The 20,808-nt window shown below is 66.5% G+C and carries 19 protein-coding genes; 9 read left to right on the forward strand and 10 right to left on the reverse strand.

Features of this window, described 5'->3' with window-relative positions; translation table 11 throughout:
* The first annotated feature begins 7 nt into the window (after window positions 1–7).
* The 4 genes from nuoL to ACWEFV_RS10930 all read left to right on the forward strand — a co-directional run bounded on the left by nuoL (window position 8) and on the right by ACWEFV_RS10930 (window position 5,599).
* Window positions 8–1,888, forward strand: coding sequence for an NADH-quinone oxidoreductase subunit L (gene nuoL / locus ACWEFV_RS10915; RefSeq protein ID WP_450070194.1), 1,881 nt, complete (start codon window positions 8–10; stop codon window positions 1,886–1,888).
* Window positions 1,882–3,486, forward strand: coding sequence for an NADH-quinone oxidoreductase subunit M (locus ACWEFV_RS10920; RefSeq protein WP_450070195.1), 1,605 nt, complete (start codon window positions 1,882–1,884; stop codon window positions 3,484–3,486). Before nuoL ends, ACWEFV_RS10920 begins: the two co-directional genes overlap by 7 nt.
* Before the next feature lie 2 nt (window positions 3,487–3,488).
* Window positions 3,489–5,054 carry an NADH-quinone oxidoreductase subunit NuoN gene (gene nuoN, locus ACWEFV_RS10925; protein WP_450070196.1) on the forward strand — a complete coding sequence of 522 codons (1,566 nt, stop codon included), beginning with the start codon at window positions 3,489–3,491 and terminating at the stop codon, window positions 5,052–5,054.
* Between the two features lie 158 nt (window positions 5,055–5,212).
* The gene (locus tag ACWEFV_RS10930) at window positions 5,213–5,599 is read left to right on the forward strand and encodes a hypothetical protein (RefSeq protein WP_450070197.1); all 387 of its coding nucleotides are present in this window, start codon (window positions 5,213–5,215) and stop codon (window positions 5,597–5,599) included.
* A gap of 1 nt (window position 5,600) precedes the next feature.
* Here ACWEFV_RS10930 and ACWEFV_RS10935 read toward each other — a convergent pair whose 3' ends face one another.
* The gene (locus tag ACWEFV_RS10935) at window positions 5,601–7,433 is read right to left on the reverse strand and encodes a phospholipase D-like domain-containing protein (RefSeq protein ID WP_450070198.1); all 1,833 of its coding nucleotides are present in this window, start codon (window positions 7,431–7,433) and stop codon (window positions 5,601–5,603) included.
* Window positions 7,434–7,632: 199 nt separating this feature from the next.
* Between ACWEFV_RS10935 and ACWEFV_RS10940 the strand changes: the two genes are divergently transcribed.
* Window positions 7,633–8,400: an enoyl-CoA hydratase gene (locus ACWEFV_RS10940; RefSeq protein WP_450070199.1), complete on the forward strand. Its 768-nt coding sequence runs from the start codon at window positions 7,633–7,635 to the stop codon at window positions 8,398–8,400.
* Here the strand turns inward: ACWEFV_RS10940 and ACWEFV_RS10945 are convergent.
* The 4 genes from ACWEFV_RS10945 to ACWEFV_RS10960 all read right to left on the reverse strand — a co-directional run bounded on the left by ACWEFV_RS10945 (window position 8,397) and on the right by ACWEFV_RS10960 (window position 11,246).
* Window positions 8,397–9,443 (reverse strand): zinc-dependent alcohol dehydrogenase family protein, encoded by a 1,047-nt coding sequence (locus tag ACWEFV_RS10945; RefSeq protein WP_450070200.1) that lies wholly within the window; start codon window positions 9,441–9,443, stop codon window positions 8,397–8,399. The two genes, ACWEFV_RS10940 and ACWEFV_RS10945, sit on opposite strands and share 4 nt — an antisense overlap.
* Before the next feature lie 31 nt (window positions 9,444–9,474).
* Window positions 9,475–10,149, reverse strand: coding sequence for a PIG-L deacetylase family protein (locus tag ACWEFV_RS10950; protein WP_450070201.1), 675 nt, complete (start codon window positions 10,147–10,149; stop codon window positions 9,475–9,477).
* Window positions 10,150–10,151: 2 nt separating this feature from the next.
* Window positions 10,152–10,550, reverse strand: a complete 399-nt coding sequence (locus tag ACWEFV_RS10955; protein ID WP_450070202.1) for an SgcJ/EcaC family oxidoreductase — start codon at window positions 10,548–10,550, stop codon at window positions 10,152–10,154.
* Window positions 10,551–10,637: 87 nt separating this feature from the next.
* Window positions 10,638–11,246, reverse strand: a complete 609-nt coding sequence (locus ACWEFV_RS10960; protein ID WP_450070203.1) for a TetR/AcrR family transcriptional regulator — start codon at window positions 11,244–11,246, stop codon at window positions 10,638–10,640.
* A gap of 45 nt (window positions 11,247–11,291) precedes the next feature.
* Between ACWEFV_RS10960 and ACWEFV_RS10965 the strand changes: the two genes are divergently transcribed.
* Together ACWEFV_RS10965 and ACWEFV_RS10970 are read left to right on the forward strand one after the other, a co-directional pair.
* Complete coding sequence (locus ACWEFV_RS10965; RefSeq protein WP_450070204.1) at window positions 11,292–12,440, forward strand: phosphotransferase family protein; 1,149 nt, start codon at window positions 11,292–11,294, stop codon at window positions 12,438–12,440.
* A complete protein-coding gene (locus ACWEFV_RS10970; protein WP_450070205.1) occupies window positions 12,440–13,555 on the forward strand; it encodes a hypothetical protein in 1,116 nt (371 codons plus the stop codon). The genes ACWEFV_RS10965 and ACWEFV_RS10970 overlap by 1 nt, the downstream gene beginning before the upstream one ends.
* Window positions 13,556–13,636: 81 nt before the next feature.
* Here the strand turns inward: ACWEFV_RS10970 and ACWEFV_RS10975 are convergent, their stop codons facing one another.
* A complete protein-coding gene (locus ACWEFV_RS10975) occupies window positions 13,637–14,002 on the reverse strand; it encodes a DUF4345 domain-containing protein (RefSeq protein ID WP_450070206.1) in 366 nt (121 codons plus the stop codon).
* A 31-nt stretch (window positions 14,003–14,033) separates the two neighbouring features.
* Between ACWEFV_RS10975 and ACWEFV_RS10980 the strand changes: the two genes are divergently transcribed.
* Window positions 14,034–14,789: a helix-turn-helix domain-containing protein gene (locus tag ACWEFV_RS10980; RefSeq protein WP_450070207.1), complete on the forward strand. Its 756-nt coding sequence runs from the start codon at window positions 14,034–14,036 to the stop codon at window positions 14,787–14,789.
* 15 nt (window positions 14,790–14,804) lie between these two features.
* Here the strand turns inward: ACWEFV_RS10980 and ACWEFV_RS10985 are convergent, their stop codons facing one another.
* Window positions 14,805–16,298: a flavin-containing monooxygenase gene (locus ACWEFV_RS10985; RefSeq protein ID WP_450070208.1), complete on the reverse strand. Its 1,494-nt coding sequence runs from the start codon at window positions 16,296–16,298 to the stop codon at window positions 14,805–14,807.
* A gap of 44 nt (window positions 16,299–16,342) precedes the next feature.
* The gene (locus ACWEFV_RS10990; RefSeq protein WP_450070498.1) at window positions 16,343–17,314 is read right to left on the reverse strand and encodes a TIGR03617 family F420-dependent LLM class oxidoreductase; all 972 of its coding nucleotides are present in this window, start codon (window positions 17,312–17,314) and stop codon (window positions 16,343–16,345) included.
* A gap of 27 nt (window positions 17,315–17,341) precedes the next feature.
* Between ACWEFV_RS10990 and ACWEFV_RS10995 the strand changes: the two genes are divergently transcribed.
* Window positions 17,342–18,694, forward strand: a complete 1,353-nt coding sequence (locus ACWEFV_RS10995; RefSeq protein ID WP_135453336.1) for a flavin monoamine oxidase family protein — start codon at window positions 17,342–17,344, stop codon at window positions 18,692–18,694.
* On the opposite strand, the gene ACWEFV_RS11000 is transcribed toward ACWEFV_RS10995, so the two are convergent.
* Together ACWEFV_RS11000 and ACWEFV_RS11005 are read right to left on the reverse strand one after the other, a co-directional pair.
* Window positions 18,684–19,610 (reverse strand): alpha/beta fold hydrolase, encoded by a 927-nt coding sequence (locus tag ACWEFV_RS11000; protein ID WP_450070209.1) that lies wholly within the window; start codon window positions 19,608–19,610, stop codon window positions 18,684–18,686. The two genes, ACWEFV_RS10995 and ACWEFV_RS11000, sit on opposite strands and share 11 nt — an antisense overlap.
* A gap of 43 nt (window positions 19,611–19,653) precedes the next feature.
* Window positions 19,654–20,751 (reverse strand): NAD(P)-dependent alcohol dehydrogenase, encoded by a 1,098-nt coding sequence (locus tag ACWEFV_RS11005; protein ID WP_450070210.1) that lies wholly within the window; start codon window positions 20,749–20,751, stop codon window positions 19,654–19,656.
* Window positions 20,752–20,808 lie beyond the last annotated feature (57 nt).

The following is a 20,808-nucleotide window of genomic DNA, read 5'->3' on the forward strand; positions in this document are numbered from 1 at the left end:
GGGCAACATGACGATTCCGATTTGGCTCGTGATCGCCCTCCCCGCCGCCGGAGCCGCGGTGCTGCTGTTGAGCGGCCGCCGATCCGATCGGTGGGGACATCTGCTGGGTTGTGCGACGGCGCTGGGAGCGTTCGTCCTCGGGGCTGCGCTCTTCACGCAGATGCTGGGCCGTGACGGCGAGCACCGCGTGGTCGTTGAATCCCTGTTCTCCTGGGTCCCGGTGGCCGGCCTGCAGGTGGATTTCGGGCTTCAACTGGACCAGCTGTCGGTGTGCTTCGTGCTGCTGATCACCGGCGTCGGGTCCTTGATCCACATCTACTCGATCGGTTACATGGCCGAAGATGCGGACCGGCGAAGGTTTTTCGGCTACCTCAACCTGTTCCTGGCGGCGATGCTGCTGCTCGTTCTCGCGGACAACTACCTCGGCCTGTACGCCGGGTGGGAAGGCGTGGGCCTGGCCTCGTATCTGCTGATCGGGTTCTGGTCGTACAAGCCCTCGGCCGCCGCCGCGGCCAAGAAGGCGTTCGTGGTCAACCGCGTCGGCGACATGGGCCTGGCCATCGCCCTGATGATCATGTTCGCCACCATCGGGTCGATCTCATTCGCCGGAGTCTTCAGCGCCGCACCGGCATTGGGCGAGTCCACGCTCACCGCAATGGGTCTGCTGCTGTTGCTGGGCGCATGCGGTAAATCAGCCCAGGTGCCGTTGCAGTCCTGGCTCGGAGACGCGATGGAGGGCCCGACCCCCGTGTCGGCGCTGATCCACGCCGCCACCATGGTCACCGCCGGTGTCTATCTCATCGTGCGGTCGGGTCCGATCTTCGATCTGGCCCCGGGCGCCCAGACCGGTGTGGTCATCGTCGGCGCCGTCACGCTGCTGTTCGGTGCGATCGTCGGCTGCGCCAAGGACGACATCAAGAAGGCCCTGGCCGCATCCACGATGAGCCAGATCGGCTACATGGTGCTGGCAGCCGGGCTCGGGCCGGCCGGTTACGCGTTCGCGATCATGCACCTGCTCACTCACGGCTTCTTCAAGGCCGGACTGTTCCTCGGCGCGGGGTCGGTGATGCACGCCATGAACGACGAGGTGAACATGCGCCGATACGGCGGGCTGCGGAAGGTCCTGCCGATCACGTTCGCCACCTTCGGGCTCGGCTATCTGGCCATCATCGGGGTGCCGCCCCTGGCCGGCTTCTTCTCGAAGGACAGCATCATCGAGGCGGCGCTCGGTGCCGGAGGGGTGCGGGGCGTGGTCCTCGGTGGGGCCGCGATCCTGGGAGCCGGGATCACCGCGTTCTACATGACCCGGGTGATGCTGATGACCTTCTTCGGCGAACCTCGTTGGGAGGAACAGGCGCATCCGCACGAGGCCCCGGCCGTGATGACCTGGCCGATGATCCTGCTCGCGGTCGGCTCGGTGGTCTCCGGTGGTGCGCTGGCGATCGGCGGCACGCTGTCGCACTGGCTTGAGCCGGTGGTCGGCGCCCACGAGGCACACCATGCGATCCCGGCATGGGTCGTCACGGCGGTGGTGCTCGCGGTCGTCGCGGTCGGCATCGCGGTGGCCTACCGGATGTACGCGCAGCGGCCGGTCCCGGCCGAGGTGCCCGACGGGTCGGCGCTGACGGTGGCTGCCCGCCGCGATCTTTACGGCGACGCATTCAACGAGGCGGTGTTCATGCGAGGCGGCCAGACCCTGACCGCGGCGCTGGTCGCCGTCGACGACAAGGTGGTCGACGGCACCGCCGGCGGGCTGGCCGCACTGGTGAGCCGAACATCGAATGGATTGCGCCAGTTGCAGACCGGCTTCGCCCGGTCCTACGCGCTGTCCATGCTCGGCGGGGCGGCTCTGGTGGTGGCGACGATCCTGGCGGTGCGACTGTGGTGAGCACATTTCCGTGGCTGACGGCGCTGTGGGCGCTCCCGACGGTGGGCGCCGCGGTGGTGATGCTGCTCCCGGCCGCGCAACGGACACTGGCGAAATGGCTGGCACTGGCGATCTCGCTGGCAGCCCTGGGTCTGGCGGGCGTGATCGCCGTCGGCTTCGATCCGGCCGGCGAGCAGTATCAGTTCGTCGAATCGCACCGCTGGATCCCGTCCTTCGGTACCGGCTACATCCTCGGGGTCGACGGGATCGCCCTGGCCCTGGTCATTCTCACGGCGGTGCTGCTGCCGCTGCTGATCATCGCGGGCTGGAACGATGCTGCCCGCCAGACCGGGCTCGGCGGCCGGGGCGTGCAGGCCTACCTGGCGCTGACGCTGGCTGTCGAGGGCATGGTGTTCATGTCGCTGGTGGCTCTGGACATCCTGCTGTTCTACGTGTTCTTCGAAGCCATGCTGATCCCGATGTACTTCCTGATCGGCGGGTTTGGCGGACACCGAGTTCAAGCTTCGAAAGCAGCAGTGAAGTTCCTGCTGTACAACCTGTTCGGTGGCCTGGTCATGCTGGCCGCGGTGATCGGCCTGTACGTGGTCACTGCGGGCAGCGACGCGTTCGCATCAGGAACCTTCGACTTCCGGGCCATCGTCGCGGCGGCCTCGTCGGGCGAGTTCGTGATCAACCCCGCGGTGGCGAACTTCTTGTTCCTGGGTTTCATGTTCGCGTTCGCGGTCAAGGCACCCCTGTGGCCGTTCCACCGTTGGCTGCCCGACGCCGCGGTCCAGGCGACCCCGGCCAGTGCGGTGCTGATGATGGCGATCATGGACAAGGTCGGCACATTCGGCATGCTGCGCTACTGCCTGCCGCTGTTTCCCGATGCCTCAACCTATTTCCGTCCGCTGGTCATCACGCTCGCGGTGATCGGCATCATCTACGGTGCCGTCCTCGCGATCGGTCAGACCGATGTGATGCGCCTGATCGCCTACACCTCGATTTCGCACTTCGGTTTCATCATTCTCGGCATCTTCGTGATGACCAGTCAGGGCCAGGCCGGATCGACCCTGTACATGATCAATCACGGGATCTCCACGGCCGCACTGTTCCTGATCGCCGGGTTCCTGGTGTCGCGGCGCGGTTCCCGGTTGATCGACGCCTACGGCGGCGTGCAGAAGGTGGCCCCGGTGCTCGCCGGAACGTTCCTGGTGGCCGGCCTGGCGACGTTGTCACTGCCGGGTCTGGCGCCCTTCATCAGTGAATTCCTGGTTCTCATCGGCACATTCACGCGCTATCCGGTGGTCGCGGTGTTCGCCGCCACCGCGCTGGTGTTGTCCGCGGTGTACATCCTGTGGATGTACCAACGGATGATGACCGGTCCGGTGCGCGACGGGCTGCTCGACGGCGACGACGGTGTGCGCGGCCTACATGATCTAGTACCACGCGAACTCGTCGTGGTGGCACCGTTGATCGCGCTGCTGCTGGTGTTGGGCATCTATCCCAAACCCGCACTCGACGTGATCAATCCCGCCGTCCAGCACACCCTGACCACCATCGGACAGAGCGATCCGGTGCCGAGCGCACCACCGACCATCGCCGAGGGGGGCCGCTGATCATGGTGACGCCGAGCATCGAATACGGCCTGCTCTCCCCCATGCTGATCGTCTTCGGAGTGGGTGTGGCCGGCGTGCTGGTCGAGGCATTCCTGCCCCGGCCCGCGCGTTACGGGACGCAGGTCGCCCTCGCGCTGGGTGGGTTGGTCGCCGCCGTGGTGGCGGTCGCGCTGCTGGCCCGCGACCTGCACGGCACCCCCGGCAGGCCCGCGGTGCTGGGCTCGGTGGTGCTCGATGCCCCGGCGTTGTTCTTGCAGGGCACCATCGCCCTGGTCGGCATACTGGGCATTCTGCTCATAGCCGAACGCCAGCCTGCCTCAGAGACTTCCGGCGATCCCCGCGGTCTGGACGGCTTCACACCGCAGGCGTCGGCGGTACCGGGCAGTGTGGCCGAGAAGCTGGCCACGAAGACCGGTGTGATGCAGACCGAGGTGTTTCCGCTGACCATGTTCGCCATCGGCGGCATGCTGCTGTTCCCGGCCGCCGACGATCTGCTGACCTTGTTCATCGCGCTGGAAGTGCTGTCGCTGCCGCTGTATCTGCTGTGCGGGCTGGCTCGCCGCCGGCGGCTGCTGTCGCAGGAAGCGTCGCTGAAATACTTTCTGCTGGGTGCATTCTCGTCAGCGTTCTTCCTGTACGGCGCGGCCATGTTATACGGCTACGCCGGCACCCTGGACCTGAGCGGCATCGCCAACGCCGTGGTTACCAAGGCGCCCAACACGCCGCTGGCGCTGATCGGTATCGCGCTGCTGCTCGTCGGGGTGTTGTTCAAAGTCGGTGCTGTTCCATTCCATTCGTGGATCCCCGACGTGTACCAGGGTGCACCCACCGCGATCACGGCCTTCATGGCCGCGGGCACCAAGATCGCCTCGTTCGGCGCCATGCTGCGGATCTTCTACGTCGCATTACCGCAGTTGCGGGATGATTGGCGGCCGGTCCTGTGGGCTATCGCGATCCTGACCATGGTGGTCGGCACCATCACTGCCGTCACACAGACCGACGTCAAACGCATGCTGGCGTACTCCGCCGTGGCACACTCGGGGTTCATCCTCACCGGCGTGATCGCCGCCAACCCCGCCGGGGTGTCCTCGACGCTGTTCTATCTGTTCGCGTACGGATTCAGCACGTTGGGCGCGTTCGCGGTCGTCGGTCTGGTTCGCAACGCCGCCGGTGAGGAGGCCACCGCCATGTCCCAGTGGGCGGGTCTGGGCCGGCGGTATCCGATTGTCGGCGTGGTGTTCTCGCTGTTTCTGTTGGCGTTTGCCGGGATTCCGCTGACGAGCGGGTTCGTCAGCAAGTTCGCGGTGTTCAAGGCCGCGGGTGAGGGCGGGGCGATCCCGTTGGTCATCGTAGGCGTCATCGCCAGTGCCGTCGCGGCCTACTTCTACGTGCGGGTGATCGTGCTGATGTTCTTCACCGATCCACCCGAGGACGCACCCGAGGTCGTCGTCCCCAGCGAACTCACCACTGCCGTCATCACCGTCACCGCGGCTGTCACGTTCGCGCTCGGTGCACTTCCGCAACCGCTGTTGGATCTGGCCAATAGCGCCGAGACCTTCCTGCGCTAGCTCTTCACAGCCGAATATCGGCTGTCTCACAGCGCTTTTCCTGATTCGATTCGAGTAGCGTCCTACGCATCACCCGGCCCGGTTCGGTAGGCAAGATAGCGGAAGACCGGCGTGACGCACCGTCCACCCGCTAACTCGAATTCGAAAGGGACACGAAGATGCCGGAAGTCAGCTGGCTGAAGAAGCCCGAGACACACGACTACCCCGCGGCCGCCGGTTACCTCGAGCTGATCGCCGACGCCAAAACCGTTTCTCACATCGTCGACGCGCTGCGCGAGGGAGCGGTCGTGCACAAGAAGGCCAAAGACATCCTGCGGGCTGCCCGGCTTCCGCTGCTCCCGCAGGACAACCTGCACGTCAAAGCGGACCTGGACAAAGTGAATCAGGGCAAGTCCCTGTCACCTATCCTGCTGGTGCGCGGCCGGATCTCCACGGCCATACCGGTGCAGATCGCCGACGGCTATCACCGCGTTTGCGCGAGCTACTACATCGACGAGAACACGGACATCCCCGTCGTTATCGCCGCTGCCCCCGGATCTGAATAGGTCAGCTTCCGAAGAACTCACGATCGGCGTAGTGCAGATCGTTGGGATCGAAGAACTTCTGTGCCCAGGCATCGGTGGTTCCGAGGAACCAGCCCGCGGCCGCGGCCGCGTTCCTGCGATCGGCGGTCGCGCCGGCGGCGCTCACAGACGTTGCGGACTTGGTGCTCAGCGTGTCCAAGAACTGGTAGTGGTCCACCAGCTCCACGGCCTCGATCACGAAAGCCGTGGCCACGTCGGCATCCCGGATCGCCAGCAAGTTGTCGCCGTTGGCCTGTTCCCCACCGAGCGCCAGATTCGACGACCCGCAGTACACCACTGGATCGGCACCGCGGAACCCGCACACGACGAACTTGTGGTGCACCTCGTGCCCTACGACTTGCGGCACCTGGTCAAACGGCGGAGGAAGCACGACGTGCCCGGGCTTTCCCGAGACCAGCAGACCCGCCTTCTGACCTCGCACGTACAGTGAGATGCCCTTCGGCGAATCAGAGATGCCCATGCTGAATACCGCAGTGTCTGAGTGTATTTCATTCAGCGCGTCATAGACCGGGTTCGCTGAGGTCCCGCCCAGATCCATGACGGCGAAGAACACCGAACCGAACGGGGGTGGCGTCACCGACGACTCGGCCTTCACCCGGTCGACCAGCGCGCCCAGAATCTGACTGGCGATGTCCGCCGTGTGCGGAGAGAACGTGATCGAGGTGGACGGGGTTGCCGACGTACCTCCACCGAACACGTACGGTTGGGTTGCCCACGGCGACGCTGCGAACGGCTTGGCTTTGATTCCGTCCTGCCACGCCTCGTTGAACACAGCGGCGTAGGTGCCGGCAACGTCCCGGTCCTCGAAGACGAGCACATGGTTCGCGTTGACATACAGCCCGTTGATCGAGAAGTTGGTCGATCCGGTCAGCACCGTGCGCGGGCCGTCCTTGTCGGAGACCACCAAAACCTTGTCGTGGGCATAGCGGTTGAAATGTCCGCGCAGGATTGAGGTGGAGCCGGACTGAGCGGTGAATTGATCATAGAACTGGTCCTCGGGCAGGGTTTTGGTCGTGCTGTGATGTTCGGGACAGTCGTCGAGGATGATCCGGACCTGGTCGCTTGCGGCGAGCTTGAGCAGAAGCGCACACACGTCGGGCTCATTGAGGTCGTATGCGAATACGTCCACCGTCAGCGTCGGATCGGTCTGCACTTCGGTCAGCAGGTCGAAGATCCGTTGCCGCGCGGTGAACCCGAGCCACTCGTATTCTTGTGCGTAACTGTAGGTTTGGCCGTCAGGTCCAGTCGCTGCTGCCGCCGCCGTATCGAAGGTCAACGAGTCATCCGCTGGGCGCAGGTGTGTGGTGGGCCCGAAATGGCGGACGAACGCCTGAGATTGCACATAGCCGCGAGTGAAACTGGCCGTCAGGCTGCCTTTGACGAAGGGGCCGACTTCCACATCGATGGTCACACCGAGACTCGGATCCAGCGGCTGCAGGGCACCGGCGGCGCTGAAATAGCGCGGCGTGACGACGTAACTGTACGTGCCGAAAGTGGGGCTGCCGCCTTGATGGACCAGGCCCGGCACATGCACCCAGCGGAACTTGTGGATCGGGGCATTCACACTCGAATACGCGGACTGCCCCGCGACCTGAGCATGGTCGGTCGAGGCTGCCAAGCGGAGGTTGTTGTCGACGTAGTACGGCGGGACTCCCGGCGGATGGACCTCGACGGTGAAGCCGGCCAGTCCCGCCCGCGCCGAGTCGGCGGTCAGGTCGAAAGCCAGCAGGGTCTTGGCGTCGCCGCAGAAGGCATTCACGGCGAGTACGGCGTTAGAAGCACGGACTGTCGACATGGTGGGCTCCTTCGGCGTCGAGCGCGGTCGATCCGCAGCTCTACCCCTAGACTGCATTCGCCGACGGTGGCGCGCCTGCGTACTCGACTACTCGAATATCCGCGTTGCTCCGAAGACCAATCGACCACGCTCACAGCAAGTTACGAGTAAGTGGACAGCATTCTCTCCGGTACGCGATACGACCGGCTACATTCGATCCATGACGACCGTCCTCACCGCTGACCACGGCGCCGTCCGGGTCCTCACGCTCAATCGCCCGCAGTCGCGGAACGCCCTGGGCCGTGAGTTGATCGAGGAACTGTACGCAGCTCTGGCCGACGCCGATTCCGACGAGACCGTGCGTGCCATCGTGCTCACTGGGACCGACCCCGCGTTCTGTGCCGGCGTCGACCTCAAAGAGGCGCAGACGCTCGGCATGGAGTATTTCGCGAAGTTCCAGTCCCACAACTGCATCACCAAGACCGGCGAGCTGCACACCCCGATCATCGGGGCGATCAACGGAGCGACATTCACCGGCGGGCTGGAGATGGCGCTGGGCTGCGACTTCCTGATCGCCTCCGAACGCGCGGTGTTCGCCGACACCCACGCCCGGGTCGGGATCCTGCCCGGCGGCGGGATGACGGCACGGCTGCCTCATGTGGTCGGCGCTGCAATGGCGCGCAGGCTGTCGATGACCGGCGAGGTGGTCGACGCCGCCCGCGCCGAACGCCTCGGCCTGGTCACCGAGGTGGTCGCACACCAACGACTGTTGGACCGCGCTCTGGAGGTGGCCGGTCAGATCGCGGAGGTACCGGGCCCGATCATGGCCGGGCTCAAGGAGATCTACACCCGCGGCAGCGATCCCCTCATCGGTCCGGCCCTCGCCGCCGAGCAGGCCATCGCCGGTGCGCAGACGCGCGACCTCGACGGCCTGGGCGACCGTTATCGTGCTGTGGCCCAACGGAACCGGGGCCAGATTGACGGCTAGCCGGCCGGCACGGGCTCGATGATCGTCATTCCCGGCCCCGTGGGTGCGTCCATGGCGGCCATCGCCGCGCCCGCGCCGTCCAGGCCCACCCGCCGCGTGACCAACAACTCCGGCTGCAGCGCTCCGGACGCGATGAGGTCGAGCATCGCCGGATAGTCGACAGCGGGCATGCCGTGCGATCCGAGAATCGCCAGTTCCCGGGCGATCACCAGGTCCATCGGGAATGCGGTCTGTGCCGCGTCCCCCAGCAGCAGCCCCACCTGGATATGCCGACCACGTCGGCGCAGCGAGGACACCGAGGCGGCCGCGAGTACCGGATGACCAAGAGCGTCAACACCGATGTGCACGCCACCGCCGGTACGTTCTACGACCTCGGTTGCGATGTCGGCGCTTTCGCTGCTGTTGACCAGTTCATCGGCACCGAGGTGACCGGCCGCGGCCAGTGCGTCCTGGTTCAGGTCAACCGCGATGACGTTGGCGCCGAACGCTTTCGCGATCATCACCGCCGAGAGGCCGACCCCGCCGCAGCCGTACACCGCGACCCACTGGCCGCGCCGCACCTCACCATGGGTGACCACGGCCCGGAACGACGTCGCGAACCGGCACCCGAGCGAGGCAGCCGAGGCGAACGAGACCCCGTCGGGCAGGCGGACGAGATTCGTCTGGGCCCGTGGCACCGCCACCTGCTGCGCGAACGATCCCGGCAAGGTGAAGCCAGGCTGTACCTGGTCAGGACACACCTGAGCGTCACCGGCCACACAGAACTCGCACCGCCCGCACCCCAGCACGAAGGGGGCCGTCACCCGGTCGCCCACCTGCCAGCCCGACACGTTCACACCGACCGCCGCGATGGTTCCGGCGAATTCGTGCCCGGGGATGATCGGCAAGGCAACCGGATCATGCCCCCGCCAGGCGTGCCAGTCAGACCGGCACACGCCGGTGGCCGCCACCTCGACGACTACTCCGTCGTCAGGACACTCGGGATCGGCTACCTCGACCACCGTCGGCAGTACGCCGACCTCGGAATACACCACTGCACGCACAAGTGCGATGGTAGGCCGAGGCCCGGCCGGTTCAGCGATGCCGCTTGAGGATGAAGCCAACGGTTCGCGCACCGAAGCCCGGCCGCGCGGGTGTCGAGTTCTCCACCTGTTGACGGGCCTGGTCGACGACGGGCGTCTCCGGGTCGAGCACCGACAGGTAGACCTCATGGGCGGCAAGGGAATTCACCGCCACCTCGGTGTAGCCGTCGACCACCTCGCAATGCGTCGGATCCGGCCCGTTCTCGAAGAGCCAAGTGGGCGGATCGGCCAGCGTGTCGTAAGCCGCGGCGACCGCGTGGGCGAACTCGATGTGATCACGTTGGTTGGGTGCGCCAGGGGCCCAGCTCGGCCCGCTGTACAGCGTGATGACCACGTCGGGACGCAGCGCCACGATGGTCTCGGCGATCTTCGCCCGCAGCTCGGGGGTGTCGCGGATGTTGCTGTCCGGAAAGTCCCAGAACGCCACATCGTCAACCCCGACGATGGCGGCCGACCGGCGCTGCTCCCCTTCCCGCAGCGGGCCTGCCTGTTCGGGTGGCATGCCGGCGATACCGACCTCGCCCCGTGAAGCCAGCGCGTAATGCACGGTCTTCCCCGCAGCGGTCCACATCGCGACCGCCGCGCCGACCCCGTACTCGGGGTCATCCGGATGCGGCACCAACACCAGCGCGGTCCGCCAATCTGCGGGAAAAGGTTGCACCGCCATGGCTAGCTCACCCGCGTGTTGTGGGCGGAGCGGATCAACCAGCGCCCGTCGTGTTCGACCAGGACGTAGCTGATGATGCCGCTGCGGTCTTCGGCGCCTGCTCCCGGCCGCACGTGGTCGGGCCAGTCCCAACGGGTGTGTACAAGCGCCACACCCGGCACGATCTCGGCGATGGCCTCGACCCGCTGGGTGTAGTTGCGCTTTTGTCGGACAACGGCTTCCGGCACATCGCGGTGCCCATCGACATTGGTGCCGCGCGAGGTCCACCACAGGCCACTGTGCGCGACGAAGTCGGCATCCTCGGTGAACAACCGACCCCAGCCGTCCATGTCGTGGGCCACCCACAGGTCGGTGGCAGCACTCATGACGGCTCTGATGTCCTGTTGATCCTTGGCGTTCATCACACCAGTGTCGAACCTGAAGAGCAGTTGATGTCAACCAACCGTGGCGATGTTTGCGCCCTCAGCCTGACGCAAAAGCGTCAGACGTTACTTGCCGACAGTGGCCCCGTGCACCAGGATCGCCGCCGTCTGCGCCACCCACTCGTCGTCGAGTTCACGGTCGGGCCATAACAGCATCCGCAGCATGGTCGACCCGCCGATGAGCTCCACAAGACGGTCCGGGTCCACATCGGCCTGGACCTCACCGCGCACGATGCCGTCGACGATCCGGGCGCGCACGGTGACGAAGGTCCCGGCGAACCGCTGCATCACCCGGGCGTTCAGGTCTGTGTCGGCTACGACATCGGCGACCAGCCCGGGCAGCGCCGCACGCATCACCGGACTGGTGAACACGTCGCGGGCCGCACCGATCATCGCCCGGATATCTGCGGCGATGTCACCCGCCGGCGCCGTCAACGCGCTCGCGGCGGCAGGGAACACGGCCTCGTGCACCAACTCCGCTTTGCTCGACCACCGGCGGTACAGCGCGGTTTTCGTGGTCTGCGCCCGCTCGGCGACCGCCGCCATGGTCAGGTTCGCGTATCCGATTTCGACAAGCAGGTCCGCGGTCGCCTGCAATATGGCAGCGTCGATGCGCGGGTCGCGAGGACGTCCCGCTCCGGCGCTCTTGCCAACCGGTGATGGCTCTGCTTTCATAACGCTACTAACAGTATCGTAATTGTGGCCGTAAGGAACAGTTGAATGGCAAACGAGGCCGTGGACGCTCCTGTGGAGAACGTCGACCACCTGCAACGCTCCAGCCGTGACGTCACCACCCTGCCATCGGTGCTGTCGAAATGGCTGTCCACCCTGATGCCGGGCGGCATCGCCCCCGAGATCACCGTGGAAAGCGGAGTCGACTCCAACGGCATGTCCTCGGAGACGATCATGCTGACCGGTCGCTGGGAAGAGAATGGCGAGCCGAAGGAGCAGAAGTGGGTGGCTCGCGTCGCCCCCACCGCCGACGATGTCCCGGTGTTCTCGTCCTACCGGCTTGATCACCAGTTCGAGGTGATGCGTCAGGTCGGCGAACTCACCGAGGTACCGGTCCCCAACGTGCGCTGGATAGACACCACCGGCGAGGTGCTGGGCACTCCGTTCTTCCTGATGGACCAGGTCGACGGCCAGGTGCCGCCGGATGTCATGCCCTACACCTTCGGCGGCAACTGGTTCGCCGATGCCCCCCTCGAACGCCAGCGCGAGCTGCAGGACAGCACCGTCGAGGTGCTGGCGAAGCTGCACGCGATCCCCGACGCCGCAGAGCGGTTCGGTTTCCTGTCCGAGATCGATCCTCCCGGCGACACCCCGCTGCGTCGGCGCTTCGGTTGGCTGAAGGACTGGTATGAGTTCGCGGTCCCCGATATCGGCCGGTCACCGCTGGTCGAGCGGGCACTGCAATGGCTCGAGGACAACTTTCCCGAGGATGTGGCGGCATCGGAGTCTGTTCTGATCTGGGGTGACTCCCGCATCGGCAACGTGCTCTATGACGACTTCCGCCCGTCTGCCGTACTCGACTGGGAGATGGCCACCATCGGGCCGCGCGAGCTCGACGTTTCCTGGATCATCTACGCACACATGGTCTTCGAGGAGATTGCCCGCATCGCCGGCCTCCCGGGCCTGCCGGACGTGCTGCGCGAGGAGGACGTGCGCGCCACCTACGCGGAGCTGACCGGCGCCACACTGGGCGACCTGACGTGGTTCTACGTGTACTCCGGAGTGGTCTATTGCTGCGTGTTCATGCGCACGTCTGCCCGGCGCGTACGGTTCGGCGAGATGGAAAAACCCGACGACGTGGAGTCGGTCTTCTACCACGTATCTCTGCTGAGACGACTGCTTGAGGAGAACTCCTGATGCTCGGCCCGATGGACGAATTCCCGGTCCACCAAATCCCCCAGCCGATCGCCTGGCCCGGCTCTTCGGACCGGAACTTCTACGACCGTTCGTATTTCAACGCCCACGACCGCACCGGCGATATCTTCGTCATCACCGGCCTCGGCTACTACCCCAACCTCGGGGTGAAGGACGCATACTTCCTGGTACGTCGCGGTGACGAGCAGACCGCTGTGCACCTTTCCGACGCGATCGATCAGGACCGGCTCAACCAGCACGTCGGCGCCTACCGGGTCGAGGTCCCCGAACCACTGCACAAGGTGCGAATCGTTCTCGACGAAACCGAGGGCATCGCAGCAGATCTCACGTGGAACGGGCTGTTCGACGTCGTCCAGGAACAGCCCCACCTGATGCGTCAGGGCAACCGGGTCACCCTCGACGCCCAGCGGTTCGCCCAGCTGGGTTCCTGGAGTGGCTATCTGGAGATCGACGGCCAGCGCATCGACGTCGACCCGGACACCTGGATCGGCTCGCGCGACCGGTCCTGGGGTATCCGGCCCATCGGTGAGGCCGAGCCCGCCGGACGTCCGGCCGACCCGCCGTTCGAAGGCATGTGGTGGCTGTATGTGCCGATGGCCTTCGACGACTTCGCGATCGTCCTCATCATCCAGGAGGAGCCCAACGGGTTCCGTTCGCTCAACGACTGCACGCGGGTCTGGAAAGACGGCCGCGTCGAGCAGCTCGGCTGGCCGCGCATCAAGATCCACTACCGCTCCGGCACCCGCATCCCGACCGGTGCCACCATCGAGGCCACCGCGCTCGACGGCACCCCCGTCCGGTTCGACGTGGAATCGAAACTGCCCGTGCCGATTCACGTTGGCGGCGGCTACGGCGGCGACACCGACTGGATCCACGGCGTGTGGAAGGGCGAGAAGTTCACCGAACGGCGCACCTACGACATGACCGACCCGGCAGTGGTCGGCCGGACCGCGTTCGGCGTGATCGACCACGTCGGACGGGCCCTGTGCACCGAGGGCAATGGTGAGCCGGTGGAAGGCTGGGGTCTGTTCGAACACGGCGCACTCGGCCGGCACGACCCGTCCGGCTTCGCCGACTGGCTCACCGTCGCCCCCTAGTCACTTCCTCTGCGCGAGCAGACGCAAAACTGCCCGTTTTCTACTGAAAATGGGCAGGTTTGCGTCTGCTCGCCGGAGAAATCAGGCGGCCCAGAACAGCGCGCCCGCGCCGATCGCCTCGACCAGACAATAGAACCAGTTGGGGTAGAAGGCCGTTCGGTCCCCCAGCACCCCGGACACGATGCGGCCGAACGCCATCCCAGCAAGCGCCGCACCCACCGCGATGAGGATTCCGGTGCGCACCTCCCCCGGTGTCGCGGCCGCATAGCCCAGCACACCCGCGATCGCCAACCCGAATCCGCCGTATACGGCCCGCACTTCGGCACGGGTTGCCGCGGTCTCAATGTGGAACCCGAACGGGCGCAGAATCGCGGCGGGAGCCGCCAGCGCGTACAGACCCATGCCGGCGAAGAACACGCCGACGACGGCGATGACAGCAACAGCCACGGTAGCCTCCTGTTCACGTTGCCCGTTCAGCATGCAGACTGAACCCGTGCCACCGCTTCCACAAACCTGCTACCCGACGGTGTGGCTGTGGCCGGGACAAGCGCTCTACTCCGGGCCCGGCCTGGGGCTGCAACCGCACTCCGGATCGGTGTGGTGCCTGGCCGTCGGCGTCGACGGACCGCTGACTGTCACGGTGTCCGGAAACGCGATCGTCGCAGGCAGTGTGTTGATTCCACCGCGACTGACCCACCACCTGTCGATGCCGGGAGCGATGGTGTCGTGCTATCTCGATCCCAGTTCGCAGCGCAGCGCGGCGTGCCGACAGCAGTTCACCGAATTCCGGGACAACATCGGCATCGGCCACGCCGCCGAGCCCGCGCTGACGATGACGCCGGACGACGACGGGGCCGCCCGCCGCTGGCTGGACCTGGCCGCCCCGGACACACCGCATCGGATCGATCCTCGAATCGAACTGGTGGCCAAGCAGATTCGTGAAAACCCGGCGGAGGCGGTATCGGCGCGTGAGCTCGCGGCCACCGCAGGGCTCTCCGAATCCCGGTTCCTGCATCTGTTCCGCCGCGAAGCCGGGACCAGCCTGCGTCGTTACCGGATGTGGAGCAGGCTCGTGTCAGCAGGTACCGCCGTGGCGGCCGGGCAGAATCTGACGACAGCGGCGGCCGATTCCGGGTTCGCCAGCCCGTCACACCTGGCGGACTCCTTCAAGAGCACGTTCGGGCTTTCGGCCACACAGCTGCTGACCACAGGATTGCGTATCCGCACACAGTGACGAGCGTGCGGATGCTCAAGCGACGGGCTCGGCGGCGACCGGCGCCCTGCCGAAGACCATCGACTCTTCGATGCGGTCGAAGCGGTGGTCGATGGCATCCAACACATAGTTGTGCCGCACGTGCCATGGCCGCCGCGTGCCTGAACGCGGCAGCGCATGCTCGGAACGCTGGATGTAGCTGGCCTCCAGGTCCCACGTCCGCTTCTCCGGCATCGGCGCCGCACCCTTGTGCGGATACGCATGGGTGTAGCCATGAGCACCCATGTAGGACACCAGGTTTGCGAATGCCCGCGCGGTCATGTCCGCCCGCAGCGTCCACGAAGCGTTGGTGTAGCCGATGCACCAGGCCAGGTTCGGGACATCCTCCAGCAGGTACTCCTTGTAGACGAACCGCTCGGTCGGCTTGACCTCCTGGCCGTCGACCGCCAGCCTGATCCCGCCGAGCGCCTGCAGTTGCAGACCGGTCGCAGTGACGATCACGTCGGCATCGACCCGGGCACCGGATTCCAGCACGATGCCCGTGGCATCGATGTGGTCGATGTGATCGGTGACCACATCAACCCGGCCGCTGCTGATCTCGTTGAAGATGTCGCGGTCGAGCACCAGGCACATGCGCTGGTCCCACGGGTTGTACCGGGGTTTGAAATGCACGTCGACGGGATAGCCCTCGGGCAGGGCCGCGACCGCGCGGTTGCGGACCAGCCATCGGCCCGCCTTGGGCGCTTTCCGGAAGAAGGTGTACGTCAGGAACTGGATCGTCGCATTGCGGGCCCGCACTACCTGGTGAGACACCCTGCGCGGCAAGAACTTCCGGATGGCCTGCACCATCGGATCGATACGCGCCATCGACATCATGTAGGTCGGCGAACGCTGCAGCATCGTGACATGCCCGGCGGTTCGGGCCAGTGCAGGCACCAGGCTGATCGCCGTGGCGCCGCTGCCGATCACCACGACGCGCTTGCCTGTGTAGTCCAGCGACTCGGGCCAGAACTGCGGGTGCACGACGTCGCCGGTGAAGCTCTCGATACCGGGGAATTCCGGGGCATAGGGCTCGTCGTAGTTGTAGTAGCCGGTGCCGCAGAACAGGTAGCGGCACCGGTAGGTCTTCGACCGGCCGTCCTGTTCGGCCTGCACGGTCCAGGTGTCGGTGGCCGAATCCCAATCCGCGGACAGCACACGGGTGTTGAACCGGATATGGCGGTCGATGCCGTGCACCCGAGCGGTCTCGGTGAGATAGTCGCGGATGTCGTCGCCGTCGGCCACGTTCTCCGGCCTGGTCCACGGTTGGTAGGGGAAGCTCAGTGTGAAGATGTCGCTGTCCGAGCGGATTCCCGGGTAGCGGAACAGGTCCCAGGTACCACCGATCCGCTCCCGACGTTCCAGGACGGTGTAGGTCAGCCCGGGGCTCTTCTCATGCACGCGGTAAGCCGCGCCCAGCCCCGAGATCCCAGCCCCGATGATGAGCACATCCGAGTAGTCCGGATCCGCAGCCCGACGAGCGCCGTCCATGGCGAACCTCCTTTGGTCCCGCTCAGTACCACCACCCTATGTGCTCAGTCGCGCAGTGCGTCAACGATCTGGGCAAGCGCATCCACCCCGATCGGACCCGGTTGGTACAGACAGATCCGGTCGGACACCCCGCCCACCCGGTCCCGGATATGGGCGGCGATCTCCGCGGGGGTACCGCAGGCCGCGATCGTGTGCAGCACCTCGTCGTCGATCAGCGAACCCATCTCCTGCCAGCGGCCCTGTTTGGACAGCACATTGAGCTCGGGCTGCAAATCACCCCAGCCGTGTACCTCCAGTACCGGCCGGTAGGCCGGGGTGGAGCCGTAGAAGGCGAGCAGTCGTCGTGCCGCGTCGTGATCGTCCCCGGCCGACACGATGATCTCCGGGACGATGGCCAACTCGCCCGCGTCACGGCCGGCGGCGGCCAGCCCGTCACGCACCGCAGGCAGCGTGGCCTCCTGCAGGAACCGCTTCGACCCGAACGGCATGACCAACAACCCGTCGGCGAACTGCGCGGTGGCCCGGGTCAGCCGCGGGCCCAGCGCGCCGACATAGATCGGCGGCGGACCGTACGGGTTGTCCCGTGGCGTGAACGTCGGCGTCATCAGCGTGTGCCGGTAGTACTCGCCCCGAAAATCGAGTCGCTCGCCGGTCTCCCACGCAGCGAAGATCGCCCGCAACGCCGCGACGAACTCCGACATCCGGGCCACCGGGCGGTCGAACTCCGCGCCGAACCGCTTCTCGATCTGGGCGCGGATCTGGGTGCCGAGCCCGAGGGTGAATCGGCCACCGGAGAGGATCTGGTGGTCGATCGCCTGGTGTGCCAGGTGAATCGGGTTGCGAGGAAAGGCAATTGCCACATTGGTCATCAGGTCGAGACCCCCGACGGTGGCGGCCAGCGTCAAGGGAGCGAACACATCGTGGGGTCCCTCGAAGGTGAACACCCCACTGGCACCGGCCTCGCGCAGGGCCGCGGCCCGATCGATCGCGTCTTGCGGCCCGAACAACGCTGTCATGACCTTCACGCGTGAGAGCCTAGACAGGTGAGCATCCCAACGAGCACCGACGTCGTCGTGGTTGGCGCCGGATTCGCCGGCCTGTCCGCCGCCCGCGCCCTGGTCCGACTCGGACACCAGGTCGTGGTGTTGGAGGGGCGCGACCGCGTCGGAGGACGCTCGTCGACCGCCACGATCGCCGAGGTGCCGGTCGACCTGGGCGGGACGTTCGTCGGACCCACCCAGGATGCGGTGCTGGCGCTGGCCGACGAACTCGGTTGCCGCACGGTGCCCACCTATGACCGCGGCAAGAACCTGATCCGGTGGCACGGACGGGTGCGGTCGTACCGGAGCACCATCCCGCGGCTGTCGATGATGGAACTGTTCGATGTCTCGCGGATCCAGTGGCGCTTCGAACGGATCTGCCGGGCGATCCGGATCAACGAGCCGTGGACGAGTCCGAACGCCCAGAAACTCGACGAGCTCACCCTGGAGCAGTGGCTGCGCTCGGCGGGTGCCAACGCCTCGACACTCAACCTCATGGCGATCATGTCCCGGGTCACCTGGGGTGCCGAACCCGACGAGGTGTCGATGCTGCACGCCGCCCGCTACGTCAAGGCCGCCGGCGGGCTGGACCGCATGCTCGACGTCCGCGACGGTGCCCAGCAGGACCGGTTTCCCGGCGGTACCCAGCAGATCGCGTGCAAGATGGCCGACGAACTCGGAGATCGGGTGGTGCTCAACGCTCCCGTCGGCAGCATCGAGCGTCGCCCCGAAGGCACTGTGGCGGTGAGCTGCCCGGCCGGCGAAGTACACGCACGTGCGGTGATCGTGGCGATCCCGCCGCAGCACCGGGCCGGTATCGAGTTCAACCCGCCACTCCCCAAGCCCTACACCGAGCTGGCCGACAACTGGCCGCAGGGCAACCTCAGCAAGGCCTACGCCGCCTATGACCGACCGTTCTGGCGCGCCAACGGCTGTTCGGGCGAGGCACTGTCTGACGAGGGGCCGGTGTTCATCACCTTCGACGTCAGCCCGGGCGATGGTGGTCCCGGCATCCTGCTGGGGTTCACCGATGCCCGCACGTTCGACCGGCTGCCTCCGGATCAACGGCGCGAGCAGGCCCTGTCCGGGTTCGCCACCCTGTTCGGCGAGGCGGCGCTGCAGCCGATCGACTACATCGACCACTGTTGGAGCACAGAACAATTCGCGCCTGGCGGCCCGACAGCGGCGGTGCCGCCGGGCTCGTGGACCCAGTACGGCCGGTGGCTGCGCGAACCGGTGGACTCCATCCACTGGGCCGGCACCGAAACCGCCGACGAGTGGACCGGATTCCTCGACGGGGCGGTCCGGTCCGGGCAGCGCGCGGCCGCCGAAGTCGCGGGCCGGCTTACTGATTGACCGCCCGGGGCGAGGCCACCGATGCGGCCAGGGCGCGCAATTGGGCGTTCACCTGTGACGGGCATTCCAGAATCGCGCAGTGCCCGCCGGGCATCTCGACGAAGGCGCTCAGGTTCGGGGCATCAGAAGCGATGCGGCGGGCGGCATTGATGGGCAGCAAGCGGTCTTTGACGCTACCGATCACCAGCGTGGGCACCGTCAGGTTCTGCAGCGAGATATGTTGCGGTCCAAGACTGTTGACCAGCGCCCTGGACCAACCGCCGCGCCCGGCGGCCGGGGTATCGGCGAACAGCCGATAGACGAACTCCGCCACCCACGGCTCCGCGTCGTGACCCACCGCGAGGTGAGCGACGAAATGCTTGTTGGGGCGTTCGGTGATCCGGGGCACCCACGCCCCGCCGAACGTCCTTATCGCAGTACTGGCCGCCAGGATGCGCGTCGACGCCAGCGGCGCCGGTACCCGCAGCAGTTTCACGTCGCGCACCAGATCCCCGGTGGTGGTGTTGATCAGCGCGACAGCGTCGGCGCGGGCGGCCACCTGGGCCGGATAGCGCTGCGACCACGAGGTGATCGCGATGCCGCCCATGGAATGTCCGGCGATGACGGCCCTTTCGCCGGGCTTCAGCGTCGCGGCAAGGATTGCGTCGAGGTCGGCCGCGAGGTGATTGAGGCTGTACCGGCGCCGCCCGTGCGGAGTCTCACTGCGGCCGTGCCCGCGATGGTCGTAGGCGATGACGCGGTAGTCGGTGGCCAGATCGGCGATCTGGTGGGCCCAGACCCCGATGGCACAGGTGATGCCGTGGGCCAGCACGATCGGGTAGCCGTCCTCGGGCCCGAACACCTCGGCATGCAGCCGCACTCCGTCGATGGCGCGAACCTCGACGTTGCGTCCCGGCGGTAGCTGAGGAAGGGTCATGCTGCTCCGATCATAGGCGCCGTTGCCGGGTGGAACTGGGGATTCATGAGCTTGCCGCGCTGGTGATCAGCACGGGTTTGACCACGTCAGCGGCCTTGGCGGCGGCCCAGGCCCGGTCGAAGTCGTCGAACGGGTACCGGCTCACGAACTTGTCGAGCGGAAGTTCGCCACGGCGGTGCAGATCGACGAGGCGCGGGATGAAGGTCTGAGGTTCGCTGTCCCCCTCCACCACACCGCGCACGGTCAGGCCCTTGCCCATGATGGCCGCGACGGGCAGGTCGGCGGTCATCGCGCCGAGGCCCAGCAGCGCCAGGGTGCCGCGTTCACGCAGCACCCCGACCGCCGCGGCGAGGACATCGGGCCGCGCGGTGGTGTCGACCGCGGCGGTCACTCCCCCGGTCAGCTCGAGGATGACCGCAGCGGCGTCGGACGCGATCGGGTCGATCGTCGTGGTGGCACCCAATTCACCTGCCAGCGTGCGCCGCTGCGCGATCGGGTCGACGGCGACGATGGTCCGGCACCCCGCGATGCGGGCCCCCATGACCGCCGAGAGCCCGACGGCGCCGGCACCGAACACCACGAGTGCATCCGTGGGTTGCGGCGCAAGCACATTGAGCACAGCACCCACACCGGTTTGCACGCTGCAGCCCAGCGGAGCGGCCAGCGCCGGGTCGATCGGCTCGGGAAGCACCACCGCATTGCGGCTGCCGGCGATCGCGTAGGTGCAGAAGCTGGACTGGCCGAAGAATCCGCCCCCGATGGCCGCACCGTCGCAGTGCAGTGCACCGGAGCCGTCGCGACGACCACCGCGCATGTTGAGGTCGGTCGAATGCTCGCAGTACGCCGGAGCGTCGGACTGGCAGTTACGGCATGTGCCACAGCTGGCGAACGTGAGAACAACCTGGTCGCCGACCTCGGGAGCGGCAGCCGGCCCGGCCTGGACGACGGTGCCCGCGCCTTCATGGCCGAACACCATCGGCAACTTACGGAAGCGCGCGGCCACGCTCACATCGGTGTGGCAGATGCCCACCGCCTCGATGCGGACCAGCACTTCGTCGCCGACCGGTTCCCGGATCTGCACGTCGGTAAGCCGTGGATCGGCTCCGGCGTCGAACACCACCGCGGCGCGGGCGTTGAGCATCCGGTGATGCTAGCCACCGACTTGACACCTGTCACAATTGGCTGGCGACCCCACCAG

Source organism: Mycobacterium sp. NPDC004974, from assembly GCF_053600815.1.

Excerpts from the sequence above, each read along its gene's own strand:
- ACWEFV_RS10965 (WP_450070204.1), top strand. The coding sequence starts at position 11,292 with ATGGCAAACGAGGCCGTGGACGCTCCTGTGGAGAACGTCGACCACCTG.
- ACWEFV_RS11005 (WP_450070210.1), bottom strand. The coding sequence starts at position 20,751 with ATGCTCAACGCCCGCGCCGCGGTGGTGTTCGACGCCGGAGCCGATCCA.
- ACWEFV_RS10970 (WP_450070205.1), top strand. The coding sequence starts at position 12,440 with ATGCTCGGCCCGATGGACGAATTCCCGGTCCACCAAATCCCCCAGCCG.
- ACWEFV_RS10940 (WP_450070199.1), top strand. The coding sequence starts at position 7,633 with ATGACGACCGTCCTCACCGCTGACCACGGCGCCGTCCGGGTCCTCACG.
- ACWEFV_RS10960 (WP_450070203.1), bottom strand. The coding sequence starts at position 11,246 with ATGAAAGCAGAGCCATCACCGGTTGGCAAGAGCGCCGGAGCGGGACGT.
- ACWEFV_RS11000 (WP_450070209.1), bottom strand. The coding sequence starts at position 19,610 with ATGACCCTTCCTCAGCTACCGCCGGGACGCAACGTCGAGGTTCGCGCC.
- ACWEFV_RS10950 (WP_450070201.1), bottom strand. The coding sequence starts at position 10,149 with ATGGCGGTGCAACCTTTTCCCGCAGATTGGCGGACCGCGCTGGTGTTG.
- ACWEFV_RS10985 (WP_450070208.1), bottom strand. The coding sequence starts at position 16,298 with ATGGACGGCGCTCGTCGGGCTGCGGATCCGGACTACTCGGATGTGCTC.
- ACWEFV_RS10980 (WP_450070207.1), top strand. The coding sequence starts at position 14,034 with ATGCAGACTGAACCCGTGCCACCGCTTCCACAAACCTGCTACCCGACG.
- ACWEFV_RS10935 (WP_450070198.1), bottom strand. The coding sequence starts at position 7,433 with ATGTCGACAGTCCGTGCTTCTAACGCCGTACTCGCCGTGAATGCCTTC.
- ACWEFV_RS10990 (WP_450070498.1), bottom strand. The coding sequence starts at position 17,314 with ATGACAGCGTTGTTCGGGCCGCAAGACGCGATCGATCGGGCCGCGGCC.
- nuoL (WP_450070194.1), top strand. The coding sequence starts at position 8 with ATGACGATTCCGATTTGGCTCGTGATCGCCCTCCCCGCCGCCGGAGCC.
- ACWEFV_RS10955 (WP_450070202.1), bottom strand. The coding sequence starts at position 10,550 with ATGAACGCCAAGGATCAACAGGACATCAGAGCCGTCATGAGTGCTGCC.
- nuoN (WP_450070196.1), top strand. The coding sequence starts at position 3,489 with ATGGTGACGCCGAGCATCGAATACGGCCTGCTCTCCCCCATGCTGATC.
- ACWEFV_RS10930 (WP_450070197.1), top strand. The coding sequence starts at position 5,213 with ATGCCGGAAGTCAGCTGGCTGAAGAAGCCCGAGACACACGACTACCCC.